This is a genomic window from Amycolatopsis sp. cg9, from assembly GCF_041346945.1.
Classification (GTDB): domain Bacteria; phylum Actinomycetota; class Actinomycetes; order Mycobacteriales; family Pseudonocardiaceae; genus Amycolatopsis.
On record NZ_CP166850.1, the window covers coordinates 8,396,319 to 8,413,999 of the forward strand.

12 protein-coding genes are annotated in these 17,681 nt (G+C 74.4%); 2 read left to right on the top strand and 10 right to left on the bottom strand.

Features of this window, described 5'->3' with window-relative positions; genetic code table 11:
* Positions 1–149 precede the first annotated feature (149 nt).
* A complete protein-coding gene (locus AB5J73_RS38835) occupies positions 150–1,820 on the top strand; it encodes an MOSC domain-containing protein (RefSeq protein ID WP_370963802.1) in 1,671 nt (556 codons plus the stop codon).
* Between the two features lie 55 nt (positions 1,821–1,875).
* Here the strand turns inward: AB5J73_RS38835 and AB5J73_RS38840 are convergent, their stop codons facing one another.
* Positions 1,876–3,045, bottom strand: a complete 1,170-nt coding sequence (locus AB5J73_RS38840) for a DUF222 domain-containing protein (RefSeq protein ID WP_370963803.1) — start codon at positions 3,043–3,045, stop codon at positions 1,876–1,878.
* Between the two features lie 146 nt (positions 3,046–3,191).
* Here AB5J73_RS38840 and AB5J73_RS38845 point away from each other — a divergent pair, with 146 nt between their 5' ends.
* Positions 3,192–4,022 carry a class I SAM-dependent methyltransferase gene (locus AB5J73_RS38845; RefSeq protein WP_370963804.1) on the top strand — a complete coding sequence of 277 codons (831 nt, stop codon included), beginning with the start codon at positions 3,192–3,194 and terminating at the stop codon, positions 4,020–4,022.
* Between the two features lie 45 nt (positions 4,023–4,067).
* Here AB5J73_RS38845 and AB5J73_RS38850 read toward each other — a convergent pair whose 3' ends face one another.
* The 9 genes from AB5J73_RS38850 to AB5J73_RS38890 all read right to left on the bottom strand — a co-directional run bounded on the left by AB5J73_RS38850 (position 4,068) and on the right by AB5J73_RS38890 (position 17,676).
* Positions 4,068–5,498: a hypothetical protein gene (locus tag AB5J73_RS38850; protein WP_370963805.1), complete on the bottom strand. Its 1,431-nt coding sequence runs from the start codon at positions 5,496–5,498 to the stop codon at positions 4,068–4,070.
* Positions 5,482–6,600 carry a 2-oxo acid dehydrogenase subunit E2 gene (locus AB5J73_RS38855; RefSeq protein ID WP_370963806.1) on the bottom strand — a complete coding sequence of 373 codons (1,119 nt, stop codon included), beginning with the start codon at positions 6,598–6,600 and terminating at the stop codon, positions 5,482–5,484. Before AB5J73_RS38855 ends, AB5J73_RS38850 begins: the two co-directional genes overlap by 17 nt.
* A complete protein-coding gene (locus AB5J73_RS38860; protein WP_370963807.1) occupies positions 6,597–7,634 on the bottom strand; it encodes an alpha-ketoacid dehydrogenase subunit beta in 1,038 nt (345 codons plus the stop codon). The genes AB5J73_RS38855 and AB5J73_RS38860 overlap by 4 nt, the downstream gene beginning before the upstream one ends.
* Positions 7,631–8,554 carry a thiamine pyrophosphate-dependent dehydrogenase E1 component subunit alpha gene (locus AB5J73_RS38865; protein WP_370963809.1) on the bottom strand — a complete coding sequence of 308 codons (924 nt, stop codon included), beginning with the start codon at positions 8,552–8,554 and terminating at the stop codon, positions 7,631–7,633. Before AB5J73_RS38865 ends, AB5J73_RS38860 begins: the two co-directional genes overlap by 4 nt.
* On the bottom strand, positions 8,551–8,982 hold the full coding sequence (locus AB5J73_RS38870; RefSeq protein ID WP_370963811.1) for an MbtH family NRPS accessory protein: 432 nt from the start codon (positions 8,980–8,982) through the stop codon (positions 8,551–8,553). Before AB5J73_RS38870 ends, AB5J73_RS38865 begins: the two co-directional genes overlap by 4 nt.
* A 21-nt stretch (positions 8,983–9,003) precedes the next feature.
* Positions 9,004–10,368, bottom strand: coding sequence for an MFS transporter (locus tag AB5J73_RS38875; RefSeq protein ID WP_370963813.1), 1,365 nt, complete (start codon positions 10,366–10,368; stop codon positions 9,004–9,006).
* On the bottom strand, positions 10,365–14,663 hold the full coding sequence (locus tag AB5J73_RS38880) for a condensation domain-containing protein (RefSeq protein ID WP_370963814.1): 4,299 nt from the start codon (positions 14,661–14,663) through the stop codon (positions 10,365–10,367). Before AB5J73_RS38880 ends, AB5J73_RS38875 begins: the two co-directional genes overlap by 4 nt.
* Positions 14,664–14,694: 31 nt before the next feature.
* Positions 14,695–15,723, bottom strand: coding sequence for an AMP-binding protein (locus tag AB5J73_RS38885; protein ID WP_370963815.1), 1,029 nt, complete (start codon positions 15,721–15,723; stop codon positions 14,695–14,697).
* A gap of 81 nt (positions 15,724–15,804) precedes the next feature.
* Positions 15,805–17,676, bottom strand: coding sequence for a BTAD domain-containing putative transcriptional regulator (locus tag AB5J73_RS38890; protein ID WP_370963817.1), 1,872 nt, complete (start codon positions 17,674–17,676; stop codon positions 15,805–15,807).
* Between the last annotated feature and the right edge of the window lie 5 nt (positions 17,677–17,681).

Below are 17,681 nucleotides of genomic sequence, written 5' to 3' on the forward strand. Positions count from 1 at the left end.
GGAGCGGGGTTGTCCGGTGGGAGCGGTCAGGCGGTCCGGCAGCGGCCGCCGGCCATGATCCCGAGTACACCGGGACGCCTCAGGGGTGTCAACGGGAGTCCGCGCGCTGGGACCGGGCAGCCATGCGTTCTCCGCGTAACCTGCCAACCATGAGGTCGGCACGCTTGGTTTCGCTCAACGTCGGGTTGCCCGAGGACGTCGCCTGGGCGGGCCGGACCGTCCACACGGGAATTTTCAAGTACCCGGTCGAGGGACCGCGGCTGGTCCGCCGGCTCAACGTCGACGGCGACGGCCAGGGCGACCTGGGCGGCCACGGCGGCGAGAACCGGGCGGTGCTGGTCTACCAGCGCGAGTCGTACGAGCACTGGCGGCGCTTCCTCGGCCGCGACGACCTCGAGGACGGCCAGTTCGGCGAGAACTTCACCGTCGAGGGCCTCGCCGACGACGAAGTGCACATCGGCGACCGGTACCGGATCGGCGAGGCGGAGTTCGAGGTCACCCAGCCGCGGGTCACGTGCTTCCGCGTCGGCATGCGCCTGGGCGAGCCGCGCATGCCGGCCCTGCTGGTGGCCCACCACCGGCCGGGCTTCTACCTGCGCGTCATCACCGAGGGCCGCGTCCGGGCCGGCGACGAGATCGTCCGCACCCGGACCGGCCGCCACGAGCTGAGCGTCGCGGCCGTCGACGCGCTCCTCTACCTGCCGGACCGCGACCGCGACACGCTGCGCAAGGCCCTCGACGTCCCGGCCCTCAGCCCCGGCTGGCAGGGCTCGTTCCGCGACCTGCTGGCGGCGGCCCCGGCACCCCCGGTCCGGCGCGGGTTCCGGCCGCTGCGCGTGACCCGCGTGGCGCCGGAGAGCACGACGGTGACCTCGATCCACCTGACCGCCGACGAGCCGCTCCCCCGCCCCGAGCCGGGCCAGTACGTGACGCTGCGCGTCCCGGGCGCGGGCGACCCGGCCCCGGTCCGCAGCTATTCGCTTTCGGCGGCGCCGTCGGAGAGCGAGTACCGCATCAGCGTCAAGCGCGACGGCGTCGTGAGCAGCTACCTCCAGACGCACGTGACCCCTGGGACCGTGGTGGAGGTCGCGGGCCCTCGCGGCGACTTCGTCCTGACGGACGAGGAGCGTCCGGTGGTGCTGGTCTCGGCGGGCATCGGCATCACACCGGTGCTGGCGATGCTGCACGCTCTGGCGGCCCGCGAGTCGGAGCGGGACGTGCGCTGGGTGCACACCGCCCGGACGGCGGCCGAGCAGGCGTTCGCCACCGAGGCGCACCGGCTCCTGGCTGCGTTGCCCCACGGCCGCGAGCACGTCCACCTCACCTCGGAGACCGGGCGGCTGACCCCGGCCGAGCTGTCCGCCTTGGACTTGCCGGTGGCCGCGGCGGTCTACTTGTGCGGCCCGGACGCGTTCATGACGGCCATGCGTGCCGCGTTCGTTTCGCTCGGCTTCGACGCATCCCGCGTCCACAGTGAACTGTTCGGCGGCGTCTCGGCGATCAACCCGGGCCTCGTCGGCGCCGTCCGCAAGCCACCGCACGCACCGGCGGGCACGCCGGGCAGCGGCCCGGCGGTGACGTTCGCACGCAGCGGGTTGACCGTGCCGTGGGGCGAGGGGTATCCGAGCCTCCTGGAGTTCGCCGAGGCGTGCGATGTGCCGACCCGGTGGTCGTGCCGGACCGGGGTGTGCCACACGTGCGTGACGCCGGTGCTTTCGGGGAGCGTGTCGTACGAGCCGGAGCCGCTCGAGCCGCCCGCGGAGGGCGAGGCTCTCGTCTGCTGCGCGCGGCCGAGCGAGGACGTGGTGCTGGACCTGTGAGCCGGCCACGGTAGGCCCGGAGCCGGTGGCTGCGGGCCTTTCCCGTGTTCGGTTGTCAGGCTGCGGATGGCAGCGGCTGATGCAGGTTGTTGCGCCTGGGTTTTCGGCGTTTGTCCAAGAACCGTGGAGGCAGGAACTCGGGGTGACCGTCGGTGGCGATGCGGACCTGCCAGCCGGAACGGTGCAGCAACCGGTGATGATGCCCGCAGAGCAACACCAGGTTCGCCAGGTCGGTCGGGCCACCCTCGGCCCAGTGCCGGATGTGGTGACCTTGGCAATGCCGGGGCGGGCGGTGACAGCCCGGGAACGCACAACCCCGGTCGCGCAGGAACAGCGCCCGCCGCAAGCCGGGTGAGATCAGGCGGCGGGCCCGGCCGAGGTCGAGAGGTTCGCTGGTAGTGCCCAGGACAGCAGGGATGAGTTTGCAGTCGCAGGCGTGAAGCCGGGCTTCGGCGGCCGAGAGCAGGCCGGTGTCGCCGAGGGTCGCAGTGCCGAGGACGGACTGCAGGTCCGACAGGGAGACCGCGACCATGACGTGGGCGCGTTCCCCGGCCTGGGTCGGCAGCTCTGGGGAGTTGAGGGCCAGGTCCACCGCGTCGGAGAACGCGTCGCCGTAACGATCCTGCGGGGAACGCAGGTCGGGGCCGTCGTCGGCGGAGCGGCGTTCGGCCAGGGCGTCGAGCAGGGCGCTGGCGCGGGTGCCGGTCTCGTCGTCGAAGCGGCCGGACAGTTCCCACATCCCGGTGCGTTTGCGGCGCAGCGACAACTCCCGGGCGGGGGTGGCGGGCTCGGGGCCGCCGGGGTCGAGGTGGGCCACGATCCGCGCGCCGAGCGCGGCGACTTGTCTGTGGCCGTTGTCGGCGGCGAAGGCCAGTAGGTCTGCTTCGGCGGTGTCGCGGTGCTCGGCCGGGATCCGGGTGAGAGCCTCGACGATCGTGTCGATCATCGGAGTGCTCAGCCGTCCGGTGAGGGCGGCGACACCGGTCGCGGGAGCGGCGTTGGCTCGTACGACAGTCCGCACGGCGGCAGCGCGGGGGACATCGGCGAGGTGTTCGTAAAGCCGCGCGGTGGAGCGGTATCCGAACAGTTCCCGCACACCCCGCGACTCGATTTCCACGAGCACCGCACCCATCTCCGCCTCAGCGGACCGCACAACGGTGAGCAGGGTACGGAGGCGGTCGGCCAAGGCCCCCGCATCCGCTCTCCACACCGCTTCTCTGTCCACACACCAAGATTACCGACGATCGACCACCTGTTCATCACTCGATCGGGTGCACCCGCTGCACTTCAGTGCCGAGTCAGCGGGGCGGGACACGATCGGAGTCAGGGGCCATCCCCTACGCCGGCCATCACATCGAAGAGAGGCCTCCATTGGACACCGCCATCGACGACCGCACTCGTATGCAGAGCAACCAGCAGGGCTGGAACCGGCGGGCGCTCGCCCACCTGGACTCGACCTACTACGACCTCGACGCGTTCCGGGCCGGCAAGAGCAGCCTGCGCTCGCTGGAGAAGGGCGCGCTCGGGGACGTTTCCGGCAAGGACTTCCTGCACCTGCAGTGCCACATCGGGCTGAACGCGATCTCGTGGGCGCGGCTGGGCGCGAACGTCACGGCCGTGGACTTCGCCGACGAGGCCCTCAAGATCGGCCGGGAGCTGGCCGACGGCCTGAACACCGACATCAACTTCGTGCACGCCAACGTCTTCGACCTGCCCCAGGTGCTGGACGACTCCTTCGACATCGTCTACACCGACTACGGCGTGCTCCACCTCCTGCCCGACCTCAACGCCTGGGCCAAGGTCGTGGCGCACTTCCTGAAGCCCGGCGGGGTCTTCCACATCGCGGAGATCCACCCGATCCTCGCCGCGGTCGAAGAGGTCGACGGCGTGCTGCGGGTGCGGCCGGAACGGCTCCCGAGCGGGCCGCTGGAGGACGAGGTCTCCGCGACCTACGGCGACGGGTACGACGACGTCCAGCACATCGAGTCGTACAAGCAGTACAGCTGGCTGTGGACCATTCCCGAGATCATGGGCGCGCTGATCGCGGCGGGCCTGCAGATCCGGACGTTCACCGAAGTCCCGGTCGACTGCCGGCAGCGCTTCAGCACCATGGTCCGCGACGAGCACGACGAGGGCTTCTGGCGCCTGCCCGGCGACCCGCTCCCGCTGTCGTGGACGCTCTCCGCGAGCAAGCCCGAGTAGCACGCGAACCGGCCCCGCCTTCACCGAAGGCGGGGCCGGATTCCGTTATACCGCGCGAACCGCCACCGGCCCCTCGGCGTCCTGCGCCGAAGCGGCGAACTCCAGCGCGACGTCGTTGCGCCCGGTCGGGGTGAGGACGAGCTCGACCGCGGAACAACCGTGACGTTCCGCCGCGGCCGCGATCTCCCTCAGCACCAACGGTTCCACGCCGCGGCCCAGCACCGGGCACGAGACCGAGAACACCTCGACGCGGCAGACGCCGTCGCCGAACTCCAGCGCCGCCACCGCGCCCAGGCCGTGGTCGCCGAACCGGTCGCGGACCGATGCCGCCAGCAGCAGCCGGTCCGGGCCGGCCGCGAAGGCCGCCGGGTCGAACCCCGCGGGTACCGGGCCCAGCACGAAGTCCTTGGCCCGTGCGAGCAGTTCGGTCACCTTCGGGAACTCCGGCTCGCCGAACGTCACCGACAGGTCCAGGCCCGCCAGGAAGTCGTCCAGTGACAACGTGCCCGGGGCTGCCGAGGGCGACGCCGGAGGAGCACCGGGCCGGCGCGGCAGTGGCCGGTCGAAGACACCGGCCTCCTGCAGTTCCGCCGGCCAGTTTTCGGTGGCCGCGCCGAGGAGCACCGGTTCCCGGCCGGCCGCGGCCGTCGCACCCGCCGGATCCGTGGTCAGCAGCCAGCTCGGGCCGGGCGGCGGCGGTTCGCCGGCGGAGACGACCGTCACTCCGGCCGCTGCCAGCCGCCCCAACGGATCGCGCAGGACCTCCGCGTACTCCGGCGCCGCGAGGTCCGCGCCGAGGACCACCGCACGGGGAACGCCGCCGAAGTGCGTGCGCAGGAGCCGGGCGATGCCGAGGCCGAGGCGCCAGAACACTTCCTCGCGGTAGGGGATCCGGGCGAACGCGTACAGCGCCGGGTGGTGCGCGCTCAGCGCCCCGACCTCGCGCACCGCCGCCTCCGCGTCGGCGACCAGCACCTGGGGACGGCCCGCGAGCCGGTCCCGCAGCCGTTGCCGGGCCGTCGAGACCGCGGCCACGACGCCGTCCGCCTGCCCGGCGTCGGCCGCGCCGGCGCCGTCCTGCGGGAGTGCCGGGAGCACGAACACCAGGCAGCTCTCCCAGCGGTCGGCGGCCGCCGCCGCGGCGTCGGCGAGCCGCAGCAGTTCGGCTTCCTCTTCGCCGTCCGGCAGTTCCTCCCAGCGCGGGGCGACGACGAGCGCGTCGGGCGCGAGCCGGGCCAGCTTCCCGTGATCGCCGAGGCACTCCGGCAGGATCTGGTCGAACGGCCCGACGACGATCTCGGGGGCCAGGCCCGCGTCCGCGAGCGCCACCCGCAGGTAGGGCTCGACCGGGTCGATCGTGTAGGTGGCCAGCAGCCCGACGGTCAGCACCGGCGGGACCGCGGGCAGGGTGCGGCGGCGGGCCCGGACGGCGGCCGCGGCGTCGGCCGGCGCGTCGCGCTCAGCGGTCGAGGGCATCGGACACCTCCTCCGGCGCTTCGAGCGCCGCCTTGATCGCCTTGAGGAACTCCACCGCGGCGCTGCCGTTGACGAACCGGTGGTCGTAGGCGAGCCCGACGACGGCGACCGAGCGCGGGGCGACGGTGCCGTCGGCGGCGAACACGGCCTCCTGGCGGACCCCGCCCAGCGCGACCGCGCACGTCTGGCCCGGGAACACGATGGGCTGGGCGAACAGGACGTCGTCGTCGTTGTTCAGCGACAGCAGGATGTTCGCGCCGTCGAGGTCCTCGGTGCGGAAGTCCTCGCGCATGGCCTTGATGCGGAAGTCCATCAGCAGCCCGGCGATCTCCCCGAGCGGCTGCTCCCCCGCGTCCTTCACGACCGGCGCGAACAGCCCCTTCCCGACGTCGACCGTGACGCCGACGTGCGCCGCGGCGGGCAGCAGCAGCGTGCCCTCGGCGGTGGGTGTGCCGTAGCAGAGCGGGAACCGCGTGGTCAGCCTGCCGAGGACGGCCACCAGCAGCTCGGGCAGCCCGATCAGCGCGCCCGTCCGCTCCGACAGCTCCCGCGCGGCCGACAGGGCCGGGCCGGCGGTGACGACGACGGCGGTGAACGCGGCCGGGATCTCCTGGTGCGACCGGGAAACGGCGGCGGCCACCCCGCGCTGGGCCCGGTCCGGGGTGTAGGTGTCCGGCGCGGTTTCCCTCAGCAGCCGCTGGACGTCGGCCTCGCGGATCACCCGCCGCCCCAGCCCGGCCAGCGCGGCGGGCGTCACCCCGTGCTGTTCGGCCAGCAGGCGCGCCGGTTCGGTGAGCGTGAACCGGCCGTCGGCGGTCTCGTCCGCGGCGGGCGCGGGCCGGGCGGACAGGAACTCCCGCAGGTCCGCGTCCGAGGCGAAGAGGCGGGCGACGACGTCGCCGGGGCCGCAGTCGGCGGGCGCGGTGACCAGCCGGTGCAGGACGCCGTCGTGGTCGCAGTACAGCTCTTCGGTCGCCTTCGACGTCTCGACGACGGCGACCGGGTCGCCCTCCTTCAGCGGCTGCCCGTCTTCGGCGAGCCACTCGACGAGCACGTAGGCGGTGTCGTTGGTGTTGAGCTTCGGCACCTCGATGTCGTTCACACCGGGCTCCTTTCCGCACGCAGGTCGGCGAGCACGGCGTCCCGGATCGTGCCGGCCTGGACCAGGACCTCGCGTTCCAGGTGGACAGCGGCCGGGATGACGCTGTCGGCCGAGTGGACGAGCCGCACCGGGCGGCGCAGGCGGCCCCAGAGCCGCTCGTGCAGGACGTGCGCGACCTCCGCGCCCCACGTCCCGCCCGCCGTGCTCTCCTCGACGACGCAGACGTGCGACGCGCGCCGCGCCGCGCTCAGCAGCGGCTCCGCCTCGACCGGGTACAGCCGGGACGGGACCACGAGCCGGCAGCTGATCTCGTGGTGCAGCAGCAGTTCGCGCATCGCGGCGACGGCCCGGTCCGCGACGCCGCCGGGCGCGATGAGCAGGCAGTCCACCTCGCCGTCGGCGTCGACGTACACGTGCGCCGGGGCGACGTCGGGCGCGCCGAGGAAGCCGTAGTCGAACAGGTCGTCCACCCGGCCCGCTTCGGCTTTCCGGCGCGTGTAGAGCACCTTGTCCTCGACGAACACGCACGGTTCGCCGAGGTCGAGCATGCGGGCCAGCACCGCCCGGTTGTCGTGGAACGGCGACAGCTCGAACAGCGACAGCCCGGGAATCCCGATGAAGTGCTTGAGCAGGGACTGGCTGTGGGTCGGGCCGTAGCCGCGGCCGCCACCGGAGGGCAGGCGCACCACCAGGCGCATCGGGTGCGGGCGCCCGTACATGGACACCGACTTGCTGGCGAAGTTGAGCACCTGGTCGAAGGCGAGCCCGGCGAAGTCGCCGAACATGATCTCGACGATCGCCGCGTCCCCGGTGAGTGCGAGCCCCGCGGCGACCCCGGCGATGCCGTTCTCGCTGATCGGGGTGGCGATCACCCGGCCGGGGTGGGCGTCGGACAGCCCGCGGGTCACCTTGAACGCCCCGCCGTAGGGATCGGCGATGTCCTCGCCGAGCACGTACAGCCGGGGGTCGGCCCGCAGGCGCTCGTGCAGCGCGTGGTTCAGGTTCTCCACCACCCGCTCCGGCCGCGCGGTCACGCCCGGCTCCAGACCGCCGGCGGCCGCGCGGCCACCTCGGCCACCAGTGCCGCGATCCGCGCCGCCGCGGCCGCGTCCGCCGCCGCGAACCGCTCCCCCGAACCCCGCGTGTGCCAGTCGGCCGCGCGCACCCGGCTCAGCTCCGCCTCCGGGCGGGTGTCGTCGCCCTTGCTGTGCGGCCCGAGCCGGTTGGTGACGAACTCGAGGACCAGCGGCGCACCCTCGCGCACCCGCTCGACGAGGGGCCCCGCCGCCGCGCGGATCTCGGCCGGGTCGGTGTTCTCGATGCGCAGGTGGGCGCAGCCGAACGCGGCGGCGCGGCCGCCGATGGTGCCCGCCAGCTCCGCGGCGGTGGGCGTCGACTGCGCGATGCCGTTGTTCTCCACGACGACCAGCAGCGGCAGCCGCCACAGCGCCGCCATGTTGAGCGCCTCGTAGACCGCGCCCTCGCCCCAGGTGCCGTCGCCGATGTAGGCGAGCGCGAGAGCACCGGGCTCGTCCCGCTTGAGGTGCAGGGCGACGCCGGTGGCGACCGGCAGGCTCTCCCCCTGCACCCCCGTGGACAGGTAGCGGTCGCGGAAGACGTGCTGGCTGCCACCGACGCCGTGGCAGACGCCGCCCGCGCGGCCCATGATCTCGGCGAGCAGGCCGGCCGGGTCCCCGAAGCGGGCGATGTAGTGGCCGTGGCCGCGGTGGTTGCTGAAGACGTAGTCGCGCGCGGTCAGCAACGGCGCCAGCGCGACCGGCACGTGCTCCTGCCCGAGGCAGGTGTGCGTGGTGCCGTGCAGCTCGCCCCGGGCGAACAGGTCGAGCAGGGCGAGCTCGAAGTGCCGGATCAGCAGCATCGTCGCGAGGTCGGCGTCCGCCGGTGGCGAATCCGGCGCCTTCTCGATGGTGGTCGTCGCCAGGAAGTCCGTCACTCGCCGGCCCCCTTCGCCCGCAACGTCTCCCGGATGGCCGCGACGGACGTCAGGCCCCGGATGTCGGCGGCGGACAGCTTGACGCCGAAGGTGTGTTCCAGGCTCGTGACGAGCTGGATGTGCTTGAGGCTCGTCCACCCGGCGGCCCGGCCCGGGCCGGCGTCGTCGCCGAGCTCCCCCGGGTCGGTCTCCAGCACCTCGGCGATCAGCCGGACGAGCGGGGAGGCTTCGGGTTCCCGGGCGGACCGCGGCCGCATGTCCGTCCACACCTCCTCGATGTAGGCGAGGCACTCTTCCTTGCCCGCCGTCTTCCCGGTGTCGTGCCAGCCCACCGGGTTTTCCTTGTGGGCGGGCCAGATCGAAAACTGGTCCTCGTCGTTCACGACCACCCGGTAGGACGGGCCGGCCGGGGCTGCGGTGTCGGTCATGGCTCTCTCCTTGGCGTGGGCTCAGCGGGCGGGTGCGGTGCCGGGCTCCGCGGGGGCGGGCGCGACCTCGCCGCCCCCGTCCGGCAGCAGGGATTCCGCGTTCCGGATGGCGGGGGTGAGGAAACCGACGAGGGCCACGACGGCCGCGCCGGCGCCGGACACGATGAACAGCACGGCGATCCCGGACCCGGGCCCGGTGCCGGTGACCGGGCCGAAGACCGAAGCGAGCCACCCGCCGGAGCGCATGGCGGGCTCGAGGAGGTCGTCGGCGAGCAGCCCGGCGGCGAGGTAGGCCAGCGGGCTCGCGATGTTCTCGACCATCTGGACCACGGCGAAGATGCGGCCCTGCAGCCGCGGCGGGGTCTTCTCCTGCCAGATGGTCTGGTTGTAGCCGTCGATGAAGGGCAGCGCGCCCCAGCCGAAGAACAGCGCGACCGACCAGACCCAGATGCCTTCGAAGCCGAAGAGGATCCGCCCGAGCACGCCGAGGACGAGGATCGCGACGAGCATCCGGCCGATCTTCTTGTCCGTCGGCTTGAGCATGGCCAGCAGCACGCCCGCCCCGGTGCCGCCGATCGCCCCGACGACCTGGACGATGCCGACCGCGTTGGCCGAATCGCCGGTGCGGGCGAGGATCAGCGGCGGGAACAGCACCCAGCCGAGCGCGGACAGGAAGCTGATCGCGATCATGATGGACAGCAGCCCGACCAGCGGCGGGCGGCGGGCGATGTAGGTGAAGCCCACGGCGAAGTCCCGCCGGAACCGGGCCAGCGCGGTCCCGTCCGCCGGGGTCACCGGCTCGCGGACCGGGTCCGGTGGCAGTGTGATGGCGTACACCGCGACGATCGCCACCACCGCCGAAACGACGTCGACGGCGAGGACCGCGGCGAGGCCGAACGCCGAGACCAGCGGGGCGGCGATGGCCGGGGCGGCCACGTAGGGCGCCGCCCGCAGCAGGCCCATCATCGCGTTGGCCCTGGTGTAGCCGCCCTTCTCGATCATCAGCGTGATCGCGGCGCCGTACGCGGGCACCTGGAAGGCGAGGAACGCGCCGGTCAGGAAGTTCACCAGGTACAGCTGCCAGAGCTGGGGATCGCCGAACACGTAGACGCCGAGCAGCGCCAGGGTGACCGCGGCCGAGCCGACGTCGGCCGCGATGATGGTGGTGCGGCGGCTCCAGCGGTCGATCAGCACCCCCGCGATGGGTGAGAAGGCGACGGTCGCCCCGAAGGCGACGAACGTCAGCAGGGTCACGCTCAACGCCGAGTGCGTCTCCTGGAAGACGCTGATGCCGATGGCGAAGTTCGTCATCCGGGTGCCGACGGTCGAGAGCATCTGCCCGGACCACATCACGGTGAATCCGGCGAAACCCGAAGCGCGTTTCATGGGCGAGTCACGTCCTTTTCGCGGGGTAGGGCGACCAGCTCGGCGATCGTGGGGTGGGCCGAGAACTGCCTGGGGGTGACGGCGATCCCCGCCTCGCCGGCTTCGTGGGCGGCTCGGATGGCGAGCAGGGAGTCGCCGCCGATGGCGAAGAAGTCGCTGTGGACGCCGATCCGGGCGGGGTCCAGGTCCAGCAGGCCGGCCCAGATCCGCGCCAGCGCCCGTTCCCGGTCGTCGCGGGGCGCTTCGGCGACCGGCCCGTCGGGCCGCGGGCACGCCCGCCGCAGCCGCTCGACGGCGACCTCCGCCGCCGGGGCCGGGCCGGTGACCACCTCCGTGCCGGGCAGCCCGGCCAGCTCGACGTGCAGCCGGGCGTCGAGGCGGGCCTCCAGCCGGGGCGGCACCCCCTCCGACGCCCGCGTCAGCAGCACCAGCGGGCGGCTCGTCCGGGCCCGGAACGCGGTGGCCGCCGCGACGACGTCGGTCACCGCGTCGTCCAGGCGGCGGACGAGCGTGCCCGGCCGGGTGGGCACCGGTACCCCGACGAGGTCACCCCAGCGCAGCACCACCGCGGTGAGGCCGGCCGGGCCGCCGGGGTCGAGCAGGGTGCCGAACACCCGGGACGTCACGGCGAGGCCGGGAGGCTCCGCGAAGCGGGTCAGCAGCTGCTCGGCTTCGCGGCGGATCGCCGCCGTGGAGCCGGTCGTCGCGATCGTCAAGTCCGGTGCGGTGGCGCGGGTTCCGGCGCGAACGGGCTCGCTCAGCGGCGGCCCCGGGACGGCTTCGTCGGGCCGCTCGGCCATCCGGGTCACCACGGCGGCGAACCGGGTGACCAGTTCGGCCACGACGTCCTCGCCGAGCCGGCCCGTGTCGTACTCGGCGGTGGCGGCCAGCTCGCCGTTTTCCCACCGCAGGTGCAGGAACAGCTCGTACTGGGTGGCCGCGAGCGGCGGGTCGAGCGTCCGCACCGAAACCTCGGGCAGGTCGAGCCCGGCCGACCGCTCGCCGACGACGTTGAGCGCGTGCTGGAAGACCGGGTGGTGCTCGCGCTCGCGCGGTGGCCGCACCACTTCGACGATCCGGCCGAACGGCACCCCGCGGTGCCGCTGCGCGGTCAGGACCGCCTCGTGCACGCGGTGCAGGAGCGCCCGGGACGTCGTGGCCCCCGCCAGGTTCAGGCGCAGCGGCATCAGGTGGGCGAAGCGGCCGACCACACCCTGGAGTTCCGGGCGGTCCCGGCCCGCGGTGGGTACGCCGAGGACGACGTCGCCCGTCCCCGCTTCCCCGCCCAGTGTCAAGGCGTACGCGGTGAGCAGCACGACGAACGTGCTGACGCCGGTCACCCGGGCCAGTTCGCCGACGCGGGGGCCGAGGCCTTCGCCGAGGGACTGGTGCCGCAGCCCGGCTTCCCCGGTCGCTGTCGGGCGGGCGCGGGCCAGCTCCAGCCGCGGCGGCGCGTCCCGCAGGCACTCGGCCCAGTACGCCGCGTCGGCCTCGGCCGCCGGGCCGGCCAGGTGGATCCGTTCCCACGCCGCGTAGTCCGCCATCTGGACGGGCAGCGGCGGCAGCGGCTCGCCGAGGCCCAGCCGGGCCCGGTAGGCGGCGGCCAGGTCCGTGAGGAACACGTGCCAGGACTCGTTGTCGCAGACGGCCTGGTGCAGGCCGATCAGCAGGTGGTGCCGTCCTGGCCCGTCGCGGAGCAGCTGGACCCGCAGCAGCGGCCCCGTCTCCAGGTCGTACGGCCGGGTCGCGAACTCCCGGACCGCCGTGTCCACGGACCCGGTGGCGGGCCACCAGCAGTCGATTCCCTTGTGGACGATCAGGACCGGGCGCCCCCGCTCGGTGCCGATGGTCGTCCGGAGGGATTCGTGGCGCCGCACGACGTCCTCGACCGCCGCGCGCAGCGCCGCCTCGTCGAGCGGGCCGGTCAGGGTGGCCGCGAAGGTGACCGCTCCCGAGTGGACACCGAGCTGCGCGAGCGCCCACAAGCGTTTCTGCGTGACGGCCGGCTCGATGGGCTCGTCCCGGGACACGGGAAGGATCTCGGCGGGCTTCGGCGCGGTCTCACCGGCCAGGTCGATCGTGGTGGCCAGCGCCGCGATCACGGGGTCGGCGTAGAACTCGTGGAACGGCACGGTCACACCGAACTCCCGGTGCACCAGGGAAAGCATCCGGGTGACCAGCAGGGAATGCCCGCCCATCGAGAAGAAGCTCGTCCGCACGCCGACCTCGCCGGTGCCCAGCTGCTCGGCCCAGAGCACCGCCAGCCGCTTCTCCGTCTCCGTCCGCGGGGCCACGTACTCGTCCGCGTCCGGGGCCGGGCCCGCGACCGGCCGGGCCGCCGCGGCGATCCGCGCGGCGGAGGCCAGGTGGGTGGCGGCGTACTCCGCGCGTTCCGGGCCGGGCGGCGGGGTTCCCCAGTGGGCGTGCAGCCGGTCCACGGCCAGCGTGCCGAGCGCGGCGAAGAACTCTTCGGTGTAGGGAACGTGCCCGAGCGCGTCGGCGGCGGGGTCGGCGACCTCGGTGACGCCGAGGGCCGCGGCGTACTCCGCGGGCCACGTCACCTCGACCCCCGGCACGCCGGCCAGGCCCCGCGCCAGCCGTTCGTCGGCGGCCGGGAAGCCGGTCCCCGGCTCCGGCGGGCAGACCAGCACCAGCAGGGGCCCACCCGTCCGGGCGCGGAACGCCTTCACACCCGCGAGGAGTTCGTCGACGACGCCGTCGAGGAACTCCGCCGAAGCGGCCTTGCGGCGGGTCCAGTCGCTCCAGCGCAGCAGGACGACCTGCGCGTCCCCGCCGTCCCCGGCGAGCAGCTGCTGGAGCACCTGGCCGTACGGGGCGAACCGCGTGTCGGCGGGGACCCGGCGGAAACCGGCCCAGAACCGCATCGCGTCGCCCATCGGCTCGGCCGTGAACGACGCGGCGACCTCGACCCGGCGGCGGCGCACCGGCATCAGCTCGGCGACCGGCCGGCCGGGCGCGGCGGCCAGCCCGGTCAGCACGGTGACCAGGCCGCCGGTGACGTACCGGGCGGTCTCGGCCAGGTACAGGTCGGTGTTGTAGCCGAGGACGCCGGTCAGCCCCGCGGGACCGCGGCGCACCGTCAGGAACAGGTCGAACTCGGTGGTGCCGGTTTCGACGCGCTCGGGGGTGAAGGTGACGCCGGCCGCTTCCCGCGCGGCCACCACGATTTCGCTGACGCTGAGCATGATCTGGAACAGCGGGTTGTACGCCGCCCGCCGGGCGGGCGCGAGTTCCCGCACCAGTTCGGAGAACGGGACGTCCTGGTGCGCCACCGCGGCGGCGGCCGAGCGCTGGACGCGGCGCAGCAGCTCCTCGCCCGACGGGCCGCCGGTCAGGTCGACCCGGGTCACCACGGTGTCGGCGAAGCTGCCGATGAGCGGCTCGAGCTCCGTCCGCCGCCGGCGCGCGACCGGCGTGCCGAACAGCACGTCGTCCTGGCCCGTCGCGTGCTGGAGCAGGACCGCGAAGGCGGCCGTGACCACGGTGTTGAGGGTGACGCCGGTCCGCCGGGCGAGCGCGGTCAGCCGGTCGGTCACGTCGGCGGCGACGGTGAATTCGGTGTGGGCGCCCCGCCTGCTCTGCAGTGGCGGGCGCGGACGGTCCGGCGGGACGGTCGACAGCGCCGGCGCGCCGGCCAGCCGTTCGCGCCAGTAGGCGACCTGCTCCGCGAGCTGCCCGGCGGCTTCCCGCTCGGCCACGGCGTAGTCGGCGAAGCGGAGGCGGAGTCCGGGCAGGTCGGCGTGCCCGCCGTAGTGGGCGATGAGTTCGTCCAGGAAGACCTGCGTGGACCAGCCGTCGATGACGATGTGGTGGACGCAGACCAGGAGCAGGTGGTCGGCCGGCGTCGTCTCGAACAGCGTCACGGCCACCGGCGGCTCGGCGGTCAGGTCGAAGACCGGCCGGATCCGCTCGGCGAGCGCGCCCGGCTCCGCCGTGACCACCGGGGGCCGGAACCCGTCGAGGACCACCTGGCGGGGGCCGTCGGGGGTCTCGCGGAATACCGTGCGCAGCGCGGACTGGCGGTCGATCACGGCGGCGATCGCGGCGTGCAGGCGGTCTCGGTCCAGCGGGCCGGTCAAGCGGATCGCCAGGATGACGGGCGCCGACTGGCCGGGTGAGAGGCGATCGGCCAGCCACAGGCGTTCCTGCGCGGGCGAGAGGGGGAACACGTCGGCGGGTGCCGGTGCCGCCGCCTGCTGGGCCAGCCTGGCGCGCACCAATCTCTGCTGCTGCGGTGTGAGGCCGCCGAGCAGGTCCTCGAGGTTCGTGGTCATCGCTGTCGTCCGCTCTTCCGGGTCGGCCGCATCACGGCGTGCGGGCGTGGTCATCGGTGCGGCCGACGACTTCGAAGCGGCCGTCGGGCAGGACGCGCGCCAGGTCGCCCGTCCGGTAGAGGCGGGCGCCCGGCTCGCGGGCGAACGGGTGCGGGCCGAACAGCTCCGCCGTCAGCGCGGGCCGGCCCAGGTAGCCGCGGCAGACCGTCGGGCCGCCCAGGTACAGCTCGCCCACTGTGCCGCACGCGACCGGCCAGAGGTCGGCGTCGAGGACGTACGCCTCGACCGAGGGCAGCGGCCGGCCGGCCGTGACCGCGATCGACGTCGTTTCCGGTGCCCCGTAAGCCGATGGCGGCCGGCTCGTCCGGTCCGGCAGCCACGGCAGGCCGGCGCCCGACGGGGGCAGCACCACCGCGCCGCCGCTGGTCAGCGGGCCGAAGATGGCGCCGACGACCGCGTCGAACGTGCTCCCGTCGAACGGCGGGGTCCCGGGCCCGAAGCGGCTGCCGAGTGCGGCGAGGAACGCGGTCACGCACCGGTGCTCGACCATGACCCCCGGCCGCCCGGCCGACCCCGAGGCGTACACCACGCACGCCAGGTCTTCCGGCCGGGCGCACGCGGCCGGGAGGCCGTCGCCGGCCGGGGCGGCGACGGGTTCGTCCACCAGCACCACGGGACCGGCGTTGCCGGGCAGCAGGCGGGCGAGGTCCGTCCGGGTGACCACCAGCGCGGCACCCGCGTCGCGGAGCACGACGCCGAGCCGCCGCGGCGGGTGGCCCGGCTCCAGCCCGACGTAGGCCGCCCCGGACTTCAGCACGGCGAGCAGGGCCACGACGAGCTCGGGCGACCGGTCGAGCAGCACGCCGACGTAGCCGCCGCGCCGGGCACCGCGTTCCCGCAGCCGCGCCGCCAGGCGGCAGGCCGCCTCGTCGAGCTCGGCGTAGGTGCGTGCGGCGCGCCCGTGGCAGACCGCGACCGCGTCCGGGGCCGCCGCCCTCCGGCGTTCGAAGAGGCCGTGGATGGTGTCCCAGCCGGGCGGGTGGTCGTGGGCACTGATCATGGCTGGCTGGTTCACCTTCCTGCGGCGCGGCCGTGAACCCCACCTTCGCCGAGTCCTCTGACGCGCCGCTGACGGCGCCCCTCACGCGCCGTCGCCGGTGCAGACCGCCTGCAGCTGCCTGACCTCCCCCGGCTCCGGGCCCAGCTCGGCCGCGACCAGCCGCACCAGCGTGGACATCCGGTAGCGCCCGTCCCGCGGCGCGCCCAGCAGGTGGACGTCGGCGAGCGTGTTGAGGGCGCCGAGCACCCGGGTCACCGCGAGCCCGCTGTGCGCGGCGAGCTCGGGCGCGGTCACGCCGTCGTGCGGCCGGGCACCGAGCAGCCGGAACATCCGCCGGGCGTCCGCCGACGCCAGCCGGTCGTAGCCCGCCCGGATCCGGGCCCGCAGGGTCAGCCCGCCGAAGGCCAGCTCGTCGAGGCGCCGCTGCTCGTCGAGGAACTGGGCGGCCAGCGCCTGGAGCGGGAGGTCGGGCCGGGCCGCCAGGCGCGCGGCCACGATGCGGATCGCCAGCGGCAGGTTTTCGCAGAGGCGGACGATGGTCCGGGCGGCACCCGGGTCGGCGTCGACCCGCCGCGGCCCGGCCGTGCGGCGCAGCAGCTCGAGCGCTTCCTCGTCGTCCGGGACGCCGAGGGCGCGGTGCACGGACCCGTCGATCACGGTGAGCGCGCGCTTCCCGGTCACCAGCGCGGCGGAGGTGCCCGCGCCGGGCAGGAGCGGGCTGACGTCGCCGAGGCAGGCCGCGCCGTCCACGACGACGAGCACGCGCCGGGTGGCGAGTTCCGAGCGGAACACCGCGGCCAGCTCCTCTTCGTGGGCGGGCAGCGCCGTGACGCCCAGCATCGGGAGCCAGCGCCGGAGGATCGCGGCCGGCGCCGGCGTGCTCCCGGCGTCCGCGTGCAGGTTCGCGTAGAGCTGGCCGTCGGGGAAGCGCGGGGCGAGCCGGTGCGCCGCGTGCACGGCGAGGGTGCTCTTGCCGACCCCCGCCGGGCCGCTGAGCATCCCGACCCGGCCGGCGCCGTCCCCGTCGAACCAGCCGCGGACCGCGGCCAGCTCGGCCCGGCGGCCCACGAACGTCGAGGTGTCGCGGGGCAGCTCGGCCGCCGGCCGGGCCGGTCCCCCGCCGGTGCCCCGCTGCCGCGGCAGCTCCGGCGGCCGGAAGCCGCCCGCGCGCCCGGACAGGATGTCCCGGTGCAGCTGCCGCAGTTGCGGACCCGGCTCGATGCCGAGGTCGTCGCGCAGCCGGGCGCGGGCCCGGCCGTAGGTCGCGAGCGCGTCGGCCTGGCAGCCGGTGCCGAGGAGCGCGACCATCAGCAGCGCCCACAGCCGCTCGCGGTAGGGGTGCGCGGCCACCAGGGTTTCCAGGCGGGGCACCAGCTCCCCCTGCCGGCCCAGCGCGAGCGCCGCCTCCGCGGCGTCTTCCGCGACGGCGATGCGCAGGTCCTCCAGGCGCTGGGCGTCACCCTGCAGCGCGGTGGCCGACACGTCGGCGAAGGCGGGCCCCCGCCACAGGTCCAGTGCGGCCTGCAGGGCGGCGTACCCCTCGTCGAGGCGCCCGGCCTTGACCGCCGCGCGGCCCCGCGCCGAGAGCTGCTCGAAGCGGTGCAGGTCGAGCGCGCCGTCGGGCAGCAGCATCCGGTAGCCACCCGGTTCGGTCACCAGCGCGGTGTCCGCGTCGAAATTCAGGGCCTGCCGCAGCCGGTAGACGTAGGCCTGCAACGTGTTCTTCGCCTTGCTGGGCGGTGCGTCACCCCACAGCTGGTCCTCCAGCTCGTGCACGGGCACGGTCTGCCCGGCCCGCAGCAGCAGGACCGCCAGCACGGTCCGCTGCTTGTCGGCGGCGATCTCGACCACCCCGGTGCCGTCCCGCACCTGGAGGCAGCCGAGGATCCGGAATTCCATCATGCGCGCGGGGCCGGCGACGAGCCGGCGGACGAGCGGACACGAAGACGGCACGAACG

Bases quoted from the DNA above. Each gene is read 5' to 3' on its own strand.
- AB5J73_RS38870 (WP_370963811.1), bottom strand. From the start codon at position 8,982: ATGACCGACACCGCAGCCCCGGCCGGCCCGTCCTACCGGGTGGTCGTG.
- AB5J73_RS38875 (WP_370963813.1), bottom strand. From the start codon at position 10,368: ATGAAACGCGCTTCGGGTTTCGCCGGATTCACCGTGATGTGGTCCGGG.
- AB5J73_RS38835 (WP_370963802.1), top strand. From the start codon at position 150: ATGAGGTCGGCACGCTTGGTTTCGCTCAACGTCGGGTTGCCCGAGGAC.
- AB5J73_RS38885 (WP_370963815.1), bottom strand. From the start codon at position 15,723: ATGATCAGTGCCCACGACCACCCGCCCGGCTGGGACACCATCCACGGC.
- AB5J73_RS38850 (WP_370963805.1), bottom strand. From the start codon at position 5,498: ATGCCCTCGACCGCTGAGCGCGACGCGCCGGCCGACGCCGCGGCCGCC.
- AB5J73_RS38880 (WP_370963814.1), bottom strand. From the start codon at position 14,663: ATGACCACGAACCTCGAGGACCTGCTCGGCGGCCTCACACCGCAGCAG.